Here is a 16,859-nt window from a genome sequence, read left to right on the forward strand (position 1 = left end):
GGGACGCCCGGCGGGTACGCGGTCGCCCCGCCGGGCGGGGAAGGGGGCCACGGCCCCCGGACGCGGCGCCGGTCGCTCACGCGGCCGCTCCCAGCGGGGGGACAGGCTGCGGCGCAGCCGGCGCACCCACGTGACGAGCGACGCGATGAGCAGCGTGAGCCCCAGCAGCACGAACACGGTCAGGTGGACGCCGAAGAGCATGAGCAGGACGCTGCCGAACAGCGGGCCGGCGGCGGACGCCCCGTGGCTGACCAGCCGGGAGAAGCCGGTGACGCGGGCGATGAGATCCGGGTGGCTGCGGCTCGTCACCGTCTTGATGGTCACGTTGCTGAGCCCGCCCGCCGCGCCCATGACGACCAGGCCGGCCGCGAAGAAGACCGGGGCGTTGGTGAACGCGATCAGCGCCAGCGACAGCACCCACAGCCATGCGTGCAGCACGAGCGTGGAGCGGCCCCGCCGGGTCAGCCCCGCGTGGTCGGTCACCTTGCCGACGACGGGCCTGCGGGCGGTCCTGCCGCCGAGCCAGGCGGCCACCCGGCCGCGGCGCGGCGCGACCAGTGAGCCGACGAGCCCGCCCACGCCGCTCGCGGCCAGGACGAGCCCGGTGACGAGCGGCGAGGTGCCGTGGTCCACGCCCGCGGCGATGAACACGATGACCAGCGCCTGGAAGATCAGATTGGTGGAGGCGGTCAACCACGTGGCGACCCGGAGGAAGGCGTCGCCCCGCACGACGGTGATGCCCCGGCGGATCTCCTGGAGCAGCGGCGCCCGGTCGCGGGAGGTGAACGACGCTCCGAGGCCGCGCAGCGCCGAGAGGAAGCCGCCGATCAGGACGAGGTTGGCGACGAGCGGGGCGGCGGGCATCCAGCCGAACAAAAGGCCGCCGAGAGGGCGTCCGGTGAGCACCGCGATGTGCACGCTGCTCTCATGGACGGCCATCGCGTTCCCTATATCCTTTTTGCGGACTATGGCCGAAATAAGAGCGGTTTCCGCGAGAGAGGAAAAGACCGAGAACGCGGCCTCGAAGAACGCGACGGCGAGCAGGTGCCAGATGTCGAGCCGCCCCCACGCGAGGGCCAGGACGACGCTGGCGATCGCCACCCCCCGCAGGACCTCGCTCCATCGCAGCACCAGGCGCGGGTCCCACCGGTCGACCAGGGCTCCGGCCGGGATGTAGAGCAGCGTCGGCACCGTCCAGGCGAAGATCACCCATCCGGCCCACACGACGGAGCGCCCGTCCAGAACCGCGAGCAACGGATAGACGACGCCGAGCGCCCGAGTGCCGGCCATGGATACGGCCGAACCCAGCCAAAGCCTCCGGAAACCGGGATAAGCGACAAGAACCGCCAGCGGTCCTCGTCTCCTCACCTTACCCTTTATACCGGCAGGAACCATGGAGTGAGTTTCGTCGGGTCCCGGCGGTAACGGGTCAGGACTCACCGCTGAATGCTAATGCACGGGAAACCTTTTTTGATTATGGGATCGCTGATTTAGCCCCGCACCAGGCGCTGCGCCACCGCGACCAGCGGCCGCGGGAGGGGCGGCCGCACGCCGTCCTCCAGGGCCCGGCGGGCCAGAGCGGCAGCGTCGTCCCGGCCCGCCGCGTCGCGGATCCGGGCGACCCGGAGCAGCACGGTCACGTTCGTCTCGTGCTCGACGGGCGGCGCGAGGTCCAGTGCCTCCTCCACGCGTCCCTCCAGCGCCAGGGCCAGCGCGTACGCCGACCGCGCGGACGGCGAGTACCCCCAGTCCAGCCGCCCGAGATCGCGCAGAGCCGGGGTGAACCGTCCGAGGTCGGCCATGATCTCGCCCCGCGCGCGCAGTGCCCGCCGCTCGTCGCCCTCCTCGGCCAGCACCGTGTCGAGCACGTCCACGGCGCCGTTGACGTGCCCGGAGCACCACATCACCCAGGCCAGCTCCACCCGGATGCCCGGGTCGTCGGGACGCCGCGCGGCGGCGACCTCCAGCTCGCGCAGCGCCGGCTCGAACCGTCCCTGCGCCATCATGATCTGGCTGATGGCCGTCAGCACCCCGGCCAGGCGCCCCTCCGCGCCGGGCAGGGACTGGAGCAGGACGGAGGCCCGTCCGTAGTGGTCCACGGCGGCGTCCAGGTCGTCGCTCCGGTAGGCGACGTCCGCGAGGATCTGCTCCACGTCCGCCCGCAGGCGCTTGTCCGGCCCGCAGTGACGCAGCGCCGTGCGGGCGTAGTCCCGGGCGCGCTCGAGGTCGCCGTCGCGCAGAGCCCCCTCCGCCAGCCGCCGGTACTCCGCCGGGTCCGCCCGCCCGGCCGGCGTCCGGCCCTCCTGGCCGCGCGTGAGCGCCCGTACGAGGTGGTCGTGGGAGAGCCGCCAGCGGCTGCCGCCCTGGGGCCGCTCCTCCAGCCGGAGCACATGACGCCCGGCCAGCGCCCTGACCACCGCGTCCGGCAACCCGGCGCTCTCCGCCGACCCGGCCACCACGTCCTTGCGGCCGCCCTTCTCGTCCACGAACGCGTCGCGCAGCCGGGCCCGCAGCCGCTCGGTCTCGCCGTGATAGGTGTCGCGGGCCACCTCCTCGATCACGTCGTCGTAGAAGTCGGCCAGCGACCGGGCGACGTCGCCCAGTTCCCGCACGTGCCCGGCGGTGACGGCGGCGGCGTCCGGCGGCAGGGCCTTCCACAGCGCGGAGCACACCACCTGGAGCTGCAACGGCTCGACCAGGGGCAGCCGCTCCTCGGTCTCGTCGCCCTGGGAGCTGACCCGCCGGACGGTCAGCAGGTCCTCCACCAGCTTCTCCGCCGCGTCCGGCGCGAAGGGACGTCCCGCGGCCTCCGCCGGACCGCGGACGGCGGCCGTCGCCGCGGCCGGTTCGAGCGCCTCGACGGCGTACTCGACCGCCTGCCGGAAGACCTTCTCGCGCCGGCTCCTCAGCATCGGCAGCGCGTCCTCGCGGACCACGACGAGCGCGTGCAGGTCGCGGTCGTCCTTCAGGGCCGTGGCGAGCTGGGCGAGGAGGTCCTCGCTCGCCTCCGGGTCACGGCCGGGGGCGAGCAGCGTCTCGGCGTCGTCGACCGCGATCAGCGTGAGCATCGGGTCGCCGTACTGGTCGTGACGGACGCGCCGCCGCGCCAGGAAGCCGGGGATCGTCACGTCGGACAGCCCGGACGGCGCCTCGTACGGCAGCCAGGACGAGAGCACGGCGAAGACGTACGGGTTGGAGCCGCCCCGCAGCACGATCGGGATCCGCGCGCCGGAGGACACGTGCCCGACGGGCAGCGCGTCCAGCACGTCCGGATCGAGGAGCGGCATGACGCCGGCCTGGAGCAGCGAGGTCTTGCCCGCGCCGGCCGGGCCGCTCAGGAAGGTCAGCGGGTTGGCCTGCCAGTGGTCGGCCAGCTCGCGCGCCTCCCTGGCCCGCCCGAAGAAGACGTGGCGGTCCTCGGGCCGGAACGCGCGCGGCCCCACGTACGGCCCTCCCTGCTGCTCAGCTCTGCTGCGGGGTGTCATCATGTCGTCCCAATCGCCGCCGAAGCTCCCCCGTGAATTCGTCGATTGTCCCCCAGTAGATGGAAATGCGCCATTTATCGAAGCGAGCCGCCTGATATTGCATCATCGACGGCCCGGCGTCCCCTCCCGTCGGCTCCCCGGGGGGCGGGAGCTGAACGCTCACGTGCCGCCGCCGGACCATTCCCGGCAACACCCGCTGCAAGCCGTTGAAGATGGTCCGGAACGTCATGTCGCGCATTCCGTAACCGATGAACAGCAGCGATCGCGTCGTCAGGGCCGCCCGGATGACGGGCGGTATGATGTCCCGATCGGCCACCAGACTGGTGATGAACTCCTCGTAATCGTCGTTGGTCAGCACGATCGACTGCGGCTGGCGCATGCTGCCGTGCAGGTGGTAGATCAGCGGGGATTCGGGGCGCGGATTCCAGCCCGCCTCGCTGCTGAGCAGCTCCTGGCTGTGGTCGATCTGGTCATGCCACGGACAAATGGCGACATTTGGCGTTTTGTGGGTGCGCGTCAGCGCTTTGAGTAAGAAATCATCGTAATTGGTGGTGATGAAGATCGGCAGGGGGAGCTCCGCCAGGAGGGCGTACGGCTCCGGCACCGCGTCCAGGCCGTCCGCCCCCACCCGGAACTCCTCGCAGATCAGCGACTTCACGTACGGGACGTCGCCGCCGAACCACCACACGAGGTAGTCGGTGACCTCGGTGAGGTCGTCCGGCCGGTCGTACGGGTACTTGTACTTCTCGGCCAGCCGCCGGCTCAGCCTCCGCGCGTCCGGAAGGACGCCGGCGCTGGCGCCGGCCCCGACGAAAGGCACGCAGTCGCCCTTGCTCAACTGATCGACCAGCCGATCCCATTCACCGTCCCGCCACGCGATCTCCGCCATCACTCAGCCGCGCGCCGCCTCCGCTCACATCGCGGAGTTGAACGCGGCGACCGCCTCTCCGTTCCTCGCGACGAGCTGTTCGAGCGCCCGCCTCAGCCTGGCGTTGCCGAGAGCGGGAAGATCGTCGAGGGGCAGATCCGAGACATCGATGAGAACAGCCGTTCCGGACGACTCTTCGCTCATGCACTTCTCCCTGTGGACGGTCTGGGGGCCGTATTCGGCCACCCGTTATCTGGTGTTACGTGACCTGATATCTGACCGATAAATGGAGATGATCGCTCCCTCGCGATCGTTTCATCGCTATATGCGATTCTGTGACGCGACGCCGCGCTATTCAACCTTTAGGATCGCGGTAGCGGAAAATAATCTTCCAGATGCGGGAGGTTCCAGATGATCTCGGTGGGCAACGTCACGACGCCGGAGCGGGCTCCCGAGGTCTGGGGCAAGGTGCCCCCTCGCAACCGGAACTTCACCGGCCGCGAGGAGTTACTGGCGCAGATCCGGCGCAGCATCGGCGAGGTGACCGCCGTCGTCCCCCTCCCGCAGGCGCTGCACGGCCTCGGCGGCGTGGGCAAGACGCAGCTGGCCATCGAGTACTGCTGGCGCTACCGGGGCGAGTACGACGTCGTCTGGTGGATCACGGCCGACCAGAAGGCGCTGGTGCCTCCCGCGCTGGCGGCGCTCGCGCCCCGCCTCGGCGTCGCCCACGCCGACACGGTGGGCGTGGACGAGTCGGCCGAGGCGGTCCGCGAGGCGCTGGAGCGGGGCGACCCGTACAGCCGCTGGCTGCTGGTCTTCGACAACGCCGACCAGCCCGAGTCGATCAAGGGCTACATCCCCGCCAACGGCCACGTCCTCATCACCTCGCGCAACACGCGCTGGGACACCGCGGCCGAGACCGTGTCGGTCGACGTGTTCGCCCGCGAGGAGAGCGTCGAGTTCCTGACCAAGCGCCTGCCCAGGATCGACCCCGCCGACGCCGACCGGGTCGCCGACGCCCTGGGCGACCTGCCGCTCGCGCTGGAGCAGGCCAGCTCGCTGATGACGCAGACCGCCATCTCCGTGGACGACTACCTGAGCCAGCTGGAGAAGAACACCCGCGAGCTGCTGGCCGTGGGCAGGCCGACCGAGTACCCGACGTCCATGACGGCCGCCTGGCGGCTCTCGGTGACCCACCTGCAGGCGCGCCGCCCCGAGGCCATCGACATCCTGCGCTGCTGCGCGTTCTTCGGCCCCGAGCCCATCCCGCGCGACGTGTTCCGCCCGGGCGGCGGCCCCCTTCCGCCCCAGCTCAGCAGCCTGCTGTCCAGCCCCATCGAGCTGAGCAAGTCGATCGGCGAGCTCAACCGCTTCGCGCTGGCCCGCATCGACTCCGACAGCCGCACGCTCCAGGTCCACCGGCTGATCCAGGCGTTGCTCCGCGACGACCTGGACGTGACGGAGCAGGCCGCGACCCGCCACGTCGTCCACCGGCTGCTGGCCAACGGCGCCCCGCGCGACCCCGACGACAACACCACCTGGCCCCGCTGGGCGGAGCTCGTGGGCCACCTGCGGCCGTCCCTGGTGGCCGACTGCGAGGACGACGCGGTCCGCGAGTTCGCCATCAAGGTCATGCGCTACCTCTACCGCCGGGGCGACTACCGCACCGCGCGCGACATCGCCGAGCAGCTGCTGGAGAAGTGGACGCAGAACTCGGGGCCGGACGACCCCGACGTGCTGGCCGTCCGCCGGCACCTGGGCAACGTGCTGTGGCAGCTCGGCGAGTACGACACCTCGTACACGCTGAACGAGGAGACGCTGGCCCTGATGCGCCGCACGCTCGGCCCCGAGCACGAGGAGACCCTGGGCGTCATCAACAACTTCGGCGCGAACCTGCGCGCCAGCGGCGACTTCGGCAAGGCCGCCGAGGAGGACGCGAACTCCCGCGAACTGCACGAGAAGGTGTTCGGCAAGGACGACCCGCGCACGCTGCGCGTGATCGGCAACCTCGCGCTCGACTACGCCCTCACCAGTGACTACACGGCCGCGCGCAAGGAGCACGAGCACACCTACCTGGAGCAGACCAGCGGCTCCGGCGGGGCGAGCCGGTGGGACATCCTCAACACGATGACCGGCCTGGCCCGGGTGGTGCGGCTGTGCGGTGACTTCTCCGACGCCTGCGACATCGGCGCGGAGGCGTACGACTACGGGCGCACGGAGCTGAGCCCCGACCACCCGCTGACGCTGAAGGCGGGCAAGGACCTGTCCATCGCCCTGCGGATGCGGGGCGACCTCGCCGAGGCGCGCGAGCTGGCGGAGCTCACGCACAGCCGGCTGAGCGCCCTGTTCGGCCCGCGCAACCCCGACACCCTGGCGGCGGCCGTCAACCTGGCCAACGTCCTGCGCCGCATGGGCGAGCTGGAGGACGCCTTCCGCCTGACGAAGGACACGGCCTCCAGGTACGCCGAGGTCTACGGGGCGGGACACCCCTACACGCACGGCTGCCGGCTCAACCTGGCCCTGCTGCACCGGCTGCGGGGCCGGCCGGACGAGGCCAGGGCACTGAACGAGGAGGTGCGCGAGACCCTGCTCCGGCGCCTCGGCCCCAAGCACGACTACGTGCTGAGCTGCGCCATCAACCTCGCCAGCGACCTGTCCGTCCTCGGCGAGCACGGACCGGCCAGGGATCTCGGCCGGCAGGTCCTGGACGACCTGGCCGCGCACTTCGACCGGGACCACTACATCACGTTCTCCGCCACCCACAACCTCGTCCTCGACCTGCGGGCGACGGGCGAGCAGGAGGAGGCCGACCGCCTGGACGCGGAGATGCGCGGCCGGCTCAGGCTCGACGACACCTCCTCGGACCACCGCAGGGAGATCCTGGCGGGCGGGCGCGTCGACATGGACTTCGACCCGCCGCCGCTCTGACCCGCACGCCCGTCAGGTGTGGGCGGCGTTCCAGCGGGCGCGGTGGCGGTCGGACTCGTGGCGGGCCGCCGCGTCCGCCCGTTCCCGCGCGGGCTCCTTCAGCCAGCCCTCCAGCGTGCCGCGCATGCCCGCCACGAACGCCTCCCCCGCCTCCGTCAGCAGCCCGCCGGCCGCCAGCGTCCCCGTGGCGTCGTACGCGGCCTCCCGCCAGCGGGCGAACTCGACCTCGGCGCGGAACCGGTCCTCCTCGTCCTCCAGCAGGCTCCTCTGCCGCCGCCAGAACCCGCTCACGCCCAGGAAGGCGTACGCGCCGTGGAGCAGCCCGTGCGCGGGCCGGGGGTCGTCGCGCCACGGGGCGTAGAAGCGGCGCCCGTCGTCCGGCCGCAGCAGCGGGACGAGGGCCAGCAGCGCGCCGAGCTTGGCGTGCTGCACCTCGTGGGCGAACGTGCCCGCCAGCCACAGCCCGTCGGGCGGCGCCGACAGGGCGAGCGCGCCGAAGTGGTCGCCGGAGGAGGCGCTCCGCGTGCGGTCGCGTTCGGGCGCGTCGATCGGGGTGAGGACCGTGACGATCGCGGCGCTCTCCTCGGCGAGGGTCCGGTGTCCGGACTGCAGGACGCGCCAGGCGTCGCGCAGGCGCGCCGCGAGGGTCTCGCGCTCGGGGGCGGGAAGGGGGCCGCGCCGGGCGGAGCCGGCCGGCCAGCGGTACGGGTCGAGGTCGTCGAGGAGCACGGCGAGCCGCCGCCCGCCGGCCTCCGCGGTCAGCCGGTGGAGTCCCCGCCAGGCGGGCGACTCCACGTCCGCGCCGGGGACCGTCCCGCGCCACCACCCCGCCGCCGCGCCCACGGTGCGCTCGTCCACGGTGAGCTCGTCCACGGTTTCCCCGGTTACGGTGCGCTCGGCCACGGTGACCTCGGCCATGGGCGCCTCGGCCGGGCCCGCGGTCAGGTGGCCTCCGGGGCGCACGGTGAGGCGTACGAGGCCGTCCTCCCCCGGCACGGCGAGGCGTCCCAGCGACGGCAGGGTGACGTGCCCGGCGGCGACCGGCGCCTCCCCCTCGTACGGCAGGCCCGCCCGCAGCGCCGCCGCCGCGGCCACGGCCCCCAGCCGCGCCGGATCATGCCCGCCCCACGCCGCCCCGCCGCCCGCAGGACCGCCATTCGCAGGACCATCGCCCGCCGGTTCTCCGCTCCCCGCGGCGGCGCCCGGAGTGCGGCTGGTTCCTCGCAAGAGGGCTCCGGCCGTGCTGCGGGCCCACGCGCCCACCGCCGGGTACCGGATCAGCGTGTCCACCGCCGCCGGCGCCGCCCGCTCCAGCGCGGCCAGCGCCGCGTACGCCCGCTCCGCCGCCCCCGCGTGCGGATGACCGGCCCGCCTGGCCGCCTCCACCACCCCGAGGATCAGCAGCATGTGCCGGCCCCGCTCGGAGGCGCGCAGGTGGCGGACCGCGGCGGCCCCGCCCCCGCCCCGGGCGAGGGCTGCGAACGCCTCGGCGGGCAGCGCGCGGGAATGCCCCGGTTCCGCCGTCACGTCGGCCCCTCCTGATCCACCGTCATGTCCCCGTCCGACGTCATGGCCCCTCCGTGGACGCGGGCGGCCGTCGCAGGTCGGCGACGACGCGCGAGCGGATGTGCCCGATCAGCCGGTACAGGTCGGCGCAGTACACCGACGGGTTGCGGAACCCGGTCCCCGGCCGGTAGCGGTGCGGATACAGCCCCGCCCCGCACACCCGCCCGAACCGGCACGCCCGGCACTCCTCGCCCAGCGCGGCCCAGCCGAGCTGCCGCGCCACCATGCCCGGATGCCGCAGCGCCTCGTCGAACGGGTGGTCGGCGATGTTCAGGCCCGTCGCGGCGGCGCCGTGGCGGACGACCTTGAGCGAGTCGGTCTGCTCGACGGTGCCGTCGGTCTCGACCACCACCAGGGTCGCCGGCGTCAGCCCCACGGCCTCGCTCGCCGACGCGCCGCCGAGGAGCAGCCGGATGATCTCGTGGAACAACCTGACCACCGTCTCGTCCCGGTCCGAGCCGTACCAGCGGTCGAAGATCGCGATCAGCCAGTCGCCGTAGGGGGCGCGGCTCTGGTCGGGGGTGCGCTCCGGCGGCGGCGACTCCCAGGTGCCGTGCGGCAGCAGCAGGTCGATCACGGGCGGGTCGAACGCGATGAGCGACTCGTACGTCTCCACGGGGTCGTTGGCCAGGTCGATCGTGCAGAGCAGTCCCGCGTACAGGTGCCGGTAGGCGGGGCGGGTCAGCAGGCGCAGGGCGGCGGCGACGGCGGCGTGGGTGCCGCGCCCGTCGGCGTGGCGGCGGTTGCGGTCGTGGGCGCGCGGGCTGCCGTCGAGGCTGACGCCGACCTTGAGGTCCAGCTCGTGGAAGGCGCGCAGGGCCTGCTCGTCGAGCAGCACGGCGTTGGTCTGGACGGCCGCGTCCACGCGCACGTCGGGCGCCGCCTCGGCGCGGATGGCGCGGACGGTGTCGGCCAGGTACGCGGGCCCGGCCAGCAGCGGCTCGCCACCGTGCAGGATGACCCGGACGGAGCGGAGCCGGTGGGCGCGGGCGTGCTCGGCGATGCGGCGCGCGGCGGTGGCGACGACGGCGGGCGACATGACCTTCGGCTGGGAGCGCCAGCTCTGGTCGCCGAGCGTGTAGACGTAGCAGTAGTCGCAGGCGAGGTTGCACCTGCTGTGCACCTTGAGCAGGAACTGCCGGAAGGGGCGGGGGCGCCAGCCGTCCGCGACGAGCCCGTCGACGTCGAGCGTGGCGGGCCACTCACGCCCTGGCCGCGCCGCGCCGGATTTCATCGAGAAACCACTCCCGTGAGCCCGAAAGCATGAGCAAATACCGATGGTAACCGGGCCGCGGATGAATGGATACCGGCATCCCGCCGGGATTAAAGTAAATGCCGGTCGCCGTCGCGCGGGCGCTTCCTCGTACGGTCCGCAAAAACCGGATAGTGCCGTTCCGATATCCGGGTGGGGAGCTCAGATGAAAGCCGAGCCGGTGGTTCTCGCCATGGCGGTGTTCAGCCTTCTCGTGGGTCTCGGCGGTTATGCCTGGCGGTCGTGTCGCGGGGACGGGGGCGGCTCCGAGCGGGCCTACGTGGTGTCCTGGCTGCTGATCTCGCTGTTCCCGGTGCTGCTGATCTTCTCGTTCTTCCCGCAGAGCGAGTTCTCGGCCGGGGTCGTGGGCGCCACCGCGACGGGCGCGGTCGCGCTGTTCGTGTTCCTGTGGTGGTACGGCACGCGGACGACCAGGGCCGCCGCCACGGTCGACCGGCTGCGCGGAGAGCTGGCCGGGCGCACCCGGGAGGCCGAGGAGCTGCGCGCGCTGCTGCGGTTGCCCTCGCCCATCGAGGAGACCAGGACGTACGAGTACGTCCTGGACGGCGCCACCGACCGGCGGCTCATCGTGATCACCGGCGACCTGCGCGGCGTCAAGGGCGTGGACGTCTGGGTCAACTCGGAGAACACGGACATGCAGATGTGCCGGTTCCACGAGACCTCCATCTCGGCGATCATCCGTTACGAGGGCGCCCGTCGCGACCCGGTGACCGGCCGGGTGGTGGAGGACCTGGTGGCCGACGAGCTGCGGACGCGGCTCGGCGGCCAGCCGTCGGTGGAGCCCGGGACCTCGATCGTCACCGGAGCCCACGGGCTGGCCGAGCGCCACGGCGTCATGGGCGTCGTCCACGCGGCGGCCGTGCACGGCACGGGCGCCGGATACGGCCAGGTCGGCAACCTGGCCGCGTGCGTCCGCAACGCCCTGGCCCTGGCCGGGGAGGTGCGCGACGGCGAGCGCCGGGCGGCGTCGGCGCTGTTGCCGATCCTCGGGGCGGGCACGGGCGGCGCGCCGGTGGAGGCCACCGTCCGCACGATGGTCAACGCCATCGTGGGGCACCTGTCGGGGCCGCCGGAGCCGCGGGTGCGGTCGGTCTACCTGCTCGCCTACACCGACGCCGAGCTGGCGGCCTGCGAGCGGGCGCTGGACGACTGCGAGCGGTTACGGCCGGCGTTCACCCGGCCGAGGCCGGGACGACGCCCCCGGAAAGGTGGAAAGGGCCCGCGGACGTCGTGAATGAGGTTCGAAAGAATCGGGCGGTACGGAATCCGGAAAACGCAAGACGATCTGGAATCGCGCGAGAAGTGATCCGCCCGCCCGGGAAAGGAAAAGGGGAAACGGCCGCCGTTCATCCGTGGAGGTAGCGGGTGATTCCGGCGGCGAGGGCGGCGGCCATGCGCTGCCGGAACCCCGGGTCGGACATCCTGGCGGCGTCGCCGCGGTTGCGCATGTTGCCGCACTCGACGAACACCGCGGGCCGCGTCGACAGGTTGAGCCCGCCGAGGTCGGTGCGGATCGACAGGCCGTTCCTGGCCGTGTAGGTGGCGTACGGCAGACCGGTGAGGCGGTGGAAGTCGTCGCGCACGTCGACGCCCAGCCGCCGTGACGGACGGATGATGGCGTCGTTGTGGCCGGCGACGAGGCCGGGCAGAATCACGTGGAAGCCGTGGCCGGAGGACACCGCCCCGTCGCCGTGGATGGACAGGACGGCGTCGGCCCTGGCCCTGTTGCCGATGGCGGCCCGCTCGGTGATGCACGGGCCGACGCCCTTGTCGTCCGGGCGGGTGAGCACGACCTTGGCGCCCTCGGCCTGGAGCAGCGGGCGCAACCGCCGGGCGACGTCCCAGGTGAAGGCATGCTCGGGATATCCGGCGTTCGTGCTGGTGCCGGTGGTGTTGCACGGCTTGCGCCCGGTGATGATGTCGACCTGGCGGTTGATCTCGGCGGGGTGGGCGGCGTTGCCGCCGTTGTGGCCCGGGTCGATCACGACGACCTTCCCGGCCAGCGACTTCCCGGCCCCGGTGGGCGTCGCCCGCGCGCCTCGGGGCTCCGTGGACGTCGTCCGCCCGTCCCCGGGCCGGGGCGCGGGGCGTGACGGTGAGGAGGCGGCGGGCGGCGTGGCCGCCTCGCGGGCGGGCGGGCTCGCGCCGCCGCACGCCGTGGCCAGCGCCATCAGCGCCGCGGCGATCACCGGTGCCGTCCCATCGGCGCGCATGCCTCGTACCGTACCGGCCGCCTCCGCACGCCCCGGTCTACGTTCCGCCCGGATTCGGAAGATCCCCGTTCAGGGCAGCAGCTCGACCGTGCCCCGCTCCCCGTCCACCCGGACGCGGTCGCCGTCGCGCAGCCGCATGGTGGCGTTGCCCGTCCCCACCACGGCCGGGATGCCGAGCTCCCTGGCCACGATCGAGGCGTGCGACAGCGGCGCCCCCATGTCGGTCACGACGGCCGCCGCCCGCGGGAACATGGGCGTCCACCCGACGTTCGTCAGCGTCGTGACCAGGATCTCGCCGGGCCGGAGCCGCTCGCCGTCCTCGGGGCCGGACAGCACCCGCACCACGCCCTCCACGACGCCCGGAGCGCCGGGGAAACCGGTCACCGTGTCGGCGGCGGGCGCGGACGCGCCGCGGGCGTCGTACACGTCGGCGCGCCGGTCCGGGTCCGCCGCCCAGCGCACCGGGTCGAACGGGCCGACGATCAGCGCCGGGTACGGCGGCAGCGCGGCGTACCGCTCGTACGTGGCGCGGCGTACCGGAACGCGGCCGAGCGGCCCGGACGAGCCGCGCAGCACGGCGAGGATCTCCTCCAGGTGCAGGAAGAACAGGTCGTCGCCGTGCCCGGTCAGCTCTCCCGCGCGCACCACGAACGCGCGCAGCACCCAGAACGCCCGGATGACCTCGGAGCGCGTGGCCTCGCGGTCGCGCACCACCCCGTTCCAGCGGCGGACCCGCTCGCGCATCCTCGCCACGCGGCGCGGGTAGCGGCGGGCGAAGCGCTCCCAGGCGGCGTCGCGGGCCTCCCCCTGGCGTTCGAGCAGCGCCCGCGTGCCGTCGGCGGCGTCGCGCAGGCCGGCCAGCGCCGCGTCGATCCAGGCCGGGTCCTCGCCGGGCCGCGGTGTCGACACCTCGAACTCGTGCGGCCCGCGGTGCCCGTAGGTCCTGGCGTAGGTGTCACGGTCGATCTCGCCGGCGGCCAGCCGGGCCAGGCCGGTCACCGGCCCGAGGCTGGCCAGCTCGCCGCCCGCTCCCGCGCCGGTCAGCATGGCCTCGGCCTCGACCTCGCCGACCATCCGGCGCAGCTTGTCGCGGGTCCACACGAGCGTGGCGCCGCCCTGTCGGCCGGCCGCCTCCAGCATGCGGCAGGCGGTGACGTAGTGCGGCTCGATCTCGTCCGCCCAGAGCGCGGCCAGCTCGGGGCCGGTCGCGGTGGAGGCGATCCGGGCGCGCAGCTCCTCGCACCGCCGCTGGGAGGTCGCGAGGAACGCGGGCATGCCCTTGAGGTTGTCGCGCACGCGGCGGCGCAGGGTCAGCGCCATGGGCAGCGTCCTCTTGACGATCTCCCAGCGCGAGGTCGTCAGCAGCGGCACGTCCAGGCCGGGCGGCAGCTTGCCGAAGACCTGCTCCACGGCGCCGAGCCGGCCGCCCATGCCGAGGGCCCGGGCGATGGAGAAGGTCACGCTGAGGTTCATGTAGAAGCGTCCGCCGATGTTGCCGACCAGGGCGAAGCCCGGCAGCGTCGAGGCGTGCATCGCCTCGTGGATGAACAGCCGCACGAACGACCATGTGGCGGGCGTCATCACGTCGGGGATGGCCTCGCCCAGGTTGCCGGCGGTCCACAGGTGGCCGCCCTCGAGGCTGTCGTTCCACTCCTCGACCTCGGGGGCGAGGCCGGTGACGGGCCGCGCCTGGAGGACGAACAGCTCGCCGCCGCGGCGGGCCCACTCCACGTCCATCGGCGTGCCGTACAGCTCCTGGATCCGGGCCCCCAGCTCCGCCAGCCGTACGGCCTGCCGGTCGTCCAGCACCGGACGGCGGCGCAGCTCGCCGGGCACGGGCTGTTCGCGGGTGCCGCCGGGGACGCGCACGGTCATCACGGCCTTGTCCCCGATCCGGGTCTCGGTCACGGCGCCGTCCGACACGACGATCGTGTCCGGGGTGACCTGGCCGCCGACGACGGCCTCGCCGAGCCCCCAGGAGGCGTTGACGACGATCCGGTCGCGGGCGCCGGTGACGGGGTCTGCGGTGAACATGACGCCCGCCGCGTCGGCCTCGACCAGTTCCTGCACCACCACGGCCAGCGCCATGTCGTCGTGCGGCACGCCGTTGTGCTCCCGGTAGGCGATGGCGCGCTCGTTCCACAGCGAGGCCCAGCAGCGCTTGACCGCGTCGAGCAGCCCGTCGCCCTCGACGCCGAGGTAGGTGTCCTGCTGGCCGGCGAACGACATGTCCGGCAGGTCCTCGGCGGTGGCGGACGAGCGCACGGCGACGACGGCCCGCCCCTCGCCGAGCGCGTCGTAGGCGGCGCGGATCTCGGCGGCCAGGCCGGGCGGCATCTCCCGCTCCGCGAACAGCTCGGCGACGCGGGCGGCGTCGCGGCGCGCGGCGGCCTCGGCGATCCGCTCGCGCAGGCCGGCCGTGAACTCCCGGTAGGCCGCCGTGGTGACGTGGAACCCGCCGGGCACGGGCAGCCCCGCGCGGCTCAGCCGCGCCAGCGAGGCGCCCTTGCCGCCCACCGTCTCCAGGTCGGCGCCCTCGTCGTCGAACGGCAGCACGGCCTTCATGCCCGGCCTCCCTCTGCGCCCGTCAGCGCCATGGTCTCCACGGGGACGTCCAGGGACGCCGCCAGCTTGGTCAACGCGATCTCGCGCATGCCGTCGATGTAGCCGAAGGTGGCCTGCCGGACGGCACGAGCCCCCTCCTCGTCCAGGGGCGTCCCCGAGCCGATGGCCAGGTCCACGGTCTCGGCGATCAGGGCGGGCAGCCGCTCCTCCGCGGGCCCGGACGCGGGCGGCAGCATGCCCCGCGTCATGAGGAACCCGTAGAGCACGGCGCTCAGCACGGAGATCCGCTCCCCCGGCACGCCGCCGGGACGCAGGGCGCCGTGCCGTCCGAGCACCGCCAGGTAGTCCTCGAACGCGGCCATCTGCCCCGCCAGGACCTGGGAGGCGTCCGCCGCGCCGAGCCGCTTCTGCCGTACGAGCTTGCCCAGCACCTCGGAGTCGCCCGTCATCAGCGCCGTCATCAGCGGCCGGCGCAGCAGGCCCGCGGCGAGCTCGCGCACCAGCTCGCGCAGCGTCGCGGGCGCGGCGGCGGCCACCTCCTCCAGCATGGCCACCCGGTCGCGGCGCAGCAGCGCGGAGAAGAGCTCCTCCCGCGTCTTCCAGTGCAGGTAGATCGTGCCCTTGGCGACGCCCGCGCCCCGGGCCACGTCGTCGATCGTCGTCTTGTCGTAGCCCCAGCGCAGGATCAGCTCCGCGGCGGCGTCGAGGATCCGGTGCGCCCGCTCCAGCCGGCTCGCCGGATCCTGCGGGGGCCTTCCCGTCCTGACCATCTCGTCTCACCTCAGTTTCGTGACTGGATGAGACTATGTGGTCAATCAATTCATCGCAACGTCACCCCAGCCGCGCCAGGAGTTCGGCCGCCTGCGGCGCGAAGACGGTGTCCTCGGTGGCCACGGCCATCTCCAGGAGTCGGCGGGCCAGCTCGAGGTCGCCGTGCTCATAGCGGATCTCGCCCAGCCGGCAGGCCGCCTCCGCCACCAGGTCGGGCCGGTCCGTGAGGGTGAGGGTCAGCTCGTAGTGGCGCAGCGCCCCGTCGCGGTCGCCCAGCCAGTAACACAGCTCGCCCAGGTGCGCCGCCGCCATGCCGGACTCGGGGTCGCCCGCGTCGATCACCCGCTGGTACCAGCCGAGCGCCTCCGGGAAGTCGCGCGCCCGCTTGGCCAGCGCGCCCAGGTACATGGCCGCCACGGCCGCCGTGTGCCCGTCCTCCGCGCCCAGCGCCTGCACGTACCAGGCGCGCGCCTCCGCCTCGTCGTCGTCGTGGTACGTCTGCCCGATGGCGATCACGGCCCGGTCGGCCAGGTCGGGGTCGCCCGCGTCCAGGACCCGCCGGTAGGTCTCGCGGCCCTCCTCCACCTCACCGGCGGCGACCAGGGCCTGGGCGAGCAGGGCGAGGGCCGTGGGCTCGCCGGTCCCGGCCGCCGCGCGCAGCGTGCGCAGGGCCGCCTCCGTGTCTCCCTGGCGTTCCTGGAGCATGCCGAGCAGGCCGCCGAACACCCCCGGGACGGGGCTGTCGGCGTCGCCCGCCTGCCGTTCGGCCAGGCTGTAGAAGGCGTCGGAGTCTCCCTCGGCGTCGAGCAGCGCGAGCAACCTGCCCCCGGCCACGAACCGCACGTCCGGGTCCTCGTGCTCGTGCAGCCGCTCGAACATCTCCCGCGCCTCGGCGGTCCGCCCCAGCTCGGCGAGGCGCTCTGCGACGTCCAGCTCGACGAACGGGCCGGAGCCGGCCAGCTCGTAGTAGGAGCGGACCACGCCGGGGTCCGGGCAGCTCGCGCCCAGCTCACGCGCCGCCGCCACGCCGTCCTCGCCCATCGCCGCCAGGGCCCGCACGGCCAGCGGGTGCTCGCCCCGCCCGTGCGCCAGGCGGGCGATTCCCTCCAGCTCCTCCAGCGCGGTACGGGCGGGCGCGGCGGGCGTGCCGGCGGCGGTGGACGTGCCGGCGGCGGTGGACGTGCCGGCGG

12 protein-coding genes are annotated in these 16,859 nt (G+C 73.5%); 2 read left to right on the top strand and 10 right to left on the bottom strand.

Going from position 1 to position 16,859, the window contains the following annotated elements:
- From AB0H81_RS37415 to fxsA, 4 genes are all read right to left on the bottom strand, one after another.
- Positions 1–1,395 (bottom strand): MFS transporter (locus tag AB0H81_RS37415; protein WP_358384747.1); only part of this gene is annotated, 1,395 nt, incomplete at its 3' end.
- A 95-nt stretch (positions 1,396–1,490) separates the two neighbouring features.
- Positions 1,491–3,443 (bottom strand): tetratricopeptide repeat protein, encoded by a 1,953-nt coding sequence (locus AB0H81_RS37420; protein WP_358384749.1) that lies wholly within the window; start codon positions 3,441–3,443, stop codon positions 1,491–1,493.
- Positions 3,444–3,462: 19 nt separating this feature from the next.
- Entirely contained in the window at positions 3,463–4,374 is a 912-nt protein-coding gene (locus AB0H81_RS37425) for an SIR2 family protein (protein ID WP_358384751.1), read from the bottom strand.
- Between the two features lie 24 nt (positions 4,375–4,398).
- Positions 4,399–4,599 carry an FxSxx-COOH cyclophane-containing RiPP peptide gene (fxsA, locus tag AB0H81_RS37430; protein WP_358384754.1) on the bottom strand — a complete coding sequence of 67 codons (201 nt, stop codon included), beginning with the start codon at positions 4,597–4,599 and terminating at the stop codon, positions 4,399–4,401.
- Positions 4,600–4,764: 165 nt separating this feature from the next.
- On the opposite strand from fxsA, the gene fxsT reads away from it, so the two are divergent.
- Positions 4,765–7,281 (top strand): FxSxx-COOH system tetratricopeptide repeat protein, encoded by a 2,517-nt coding sequence (gene fxsT / locus AB0H81_RS37435; RefSeq protein WP_358384756.1) that lies wholly within the window; start codon positions 4,765–4,767, stop codon positions 7,279–7,281.
- Between the two features lie 12 nt (positions 7,282–7,293).
- Here the strand turns inward: fxsT and AB0H81_RS37440 are convergent, their stop codons facing one another.
- Both AB0H81_RS37440 and AB0H81_RS37445 read right to left on the bottom strand, forming a co-directional pair.
- On the bottom strand, positions 7,294–8,808 hold the full coding sequence (locus AB0H81_RS37440; protein WP_358384759.1) for an HEXXH motif-containing putative peptide modification protein: 1,515 nt from the start codon (positions 8,806–8,808) through the stop codon (positions 7,294–7,296).
- 40 nt (positions 8,809–8,848) lie between these two features.
- A complete protein-coding gene (locus AB0H81_RS37445) occupies positions 8,849–10,081 on the bottom strand; it encodes an FxsB family cyclophane-forming radical SAM/SPASM peptide maturase (protein WP_358384762.1) in 1,233 nt (410 codons plus the stop codon).
- A 184-nt stretch (positions 10,082–10,265) separates the two neighbouring features.
- Between AB0H81_RS37445 and AB0H81_RS37450 the strand changes: the two genes are divergently transcribed.
- Complete coding sequence (locus tag AB0H81_RS37450; protein WP_358384765.1) at positions 10,266–11,354, top strand: macro domain-containing protein; 1,089 nt, start codon at positions 10,266–10,268, stop codon at positions 11,352–11,354.
- A 112-nt stretch (positions 11,355–11,466) separates the two neighbouring features.
- On the opposite strand, the gene AB0H81_RS37455 is transcribed toward AB0H81_RS37450, so the two are convergent.
- The 4 genes from AB0H81_RS37455 to AB0H81_RS37470 all read right to left on the bottom strand — a co-directional run.
- Positions 11,467–12,333, bottom strand: coding sequence for an N-acetylmuramoyl-L-alanine amidase (locus tag AB0H81_RS37455; protein WP_358384767.1), 867 nt, complete (start codon positions 12,331–12,333; stop codon positions 11,467–11,469).
- 69 nt (positions 12,334–12,402) lie between these two features.
- Positions 12,403–14,898: a PEP/pyruvate-binding domain-containing protein gene (locus AB0H81_RS37460; RefSeq protein WP_358384770.1), complete on the bottom strand. Its 2,496-nt coding sequence runs from the start codon at positions 14,896–14,898 to the stop codon at positions 12,403–12,405.
- Positions 14,895–15,668 carry a helix-turn-helix domain-containing protein gene (locus tag AB0H81_RS37465; RefSeq protein ID WP_358384773.1) on the bottom strand — a complete coding sequence of 258 codons (774 nt, stop codon included), beginning with the start codon at positions 15,666–15,668 and terminating at the stop codon, positions 14,895–14,897. The genes AB0H81_RS37460 and AB0H81_RS37465 overlap by 4 nt, the downstream gene beginning before the upstream one ends.
- A gap of 61 nt (positions 15,669–15,729) precedes the next feature.
- The coding region (locus AB0H81_RS37470; protein ID WP_358384775.1) for a tetratricopeptide repeat protein at positions 15,730–16,859 on the bottom strand (1,130 nt) is incomplete at its 5' end.

Source organism: Nonomuraea sp. NPDC050691, from assembly GCF_040654455.1.
Classification (GTDB): Bacteria; Actinomycetota; Actinomycetes; order Streptosporangiales; family Streptosporangiaceae; genus Nonomuraea.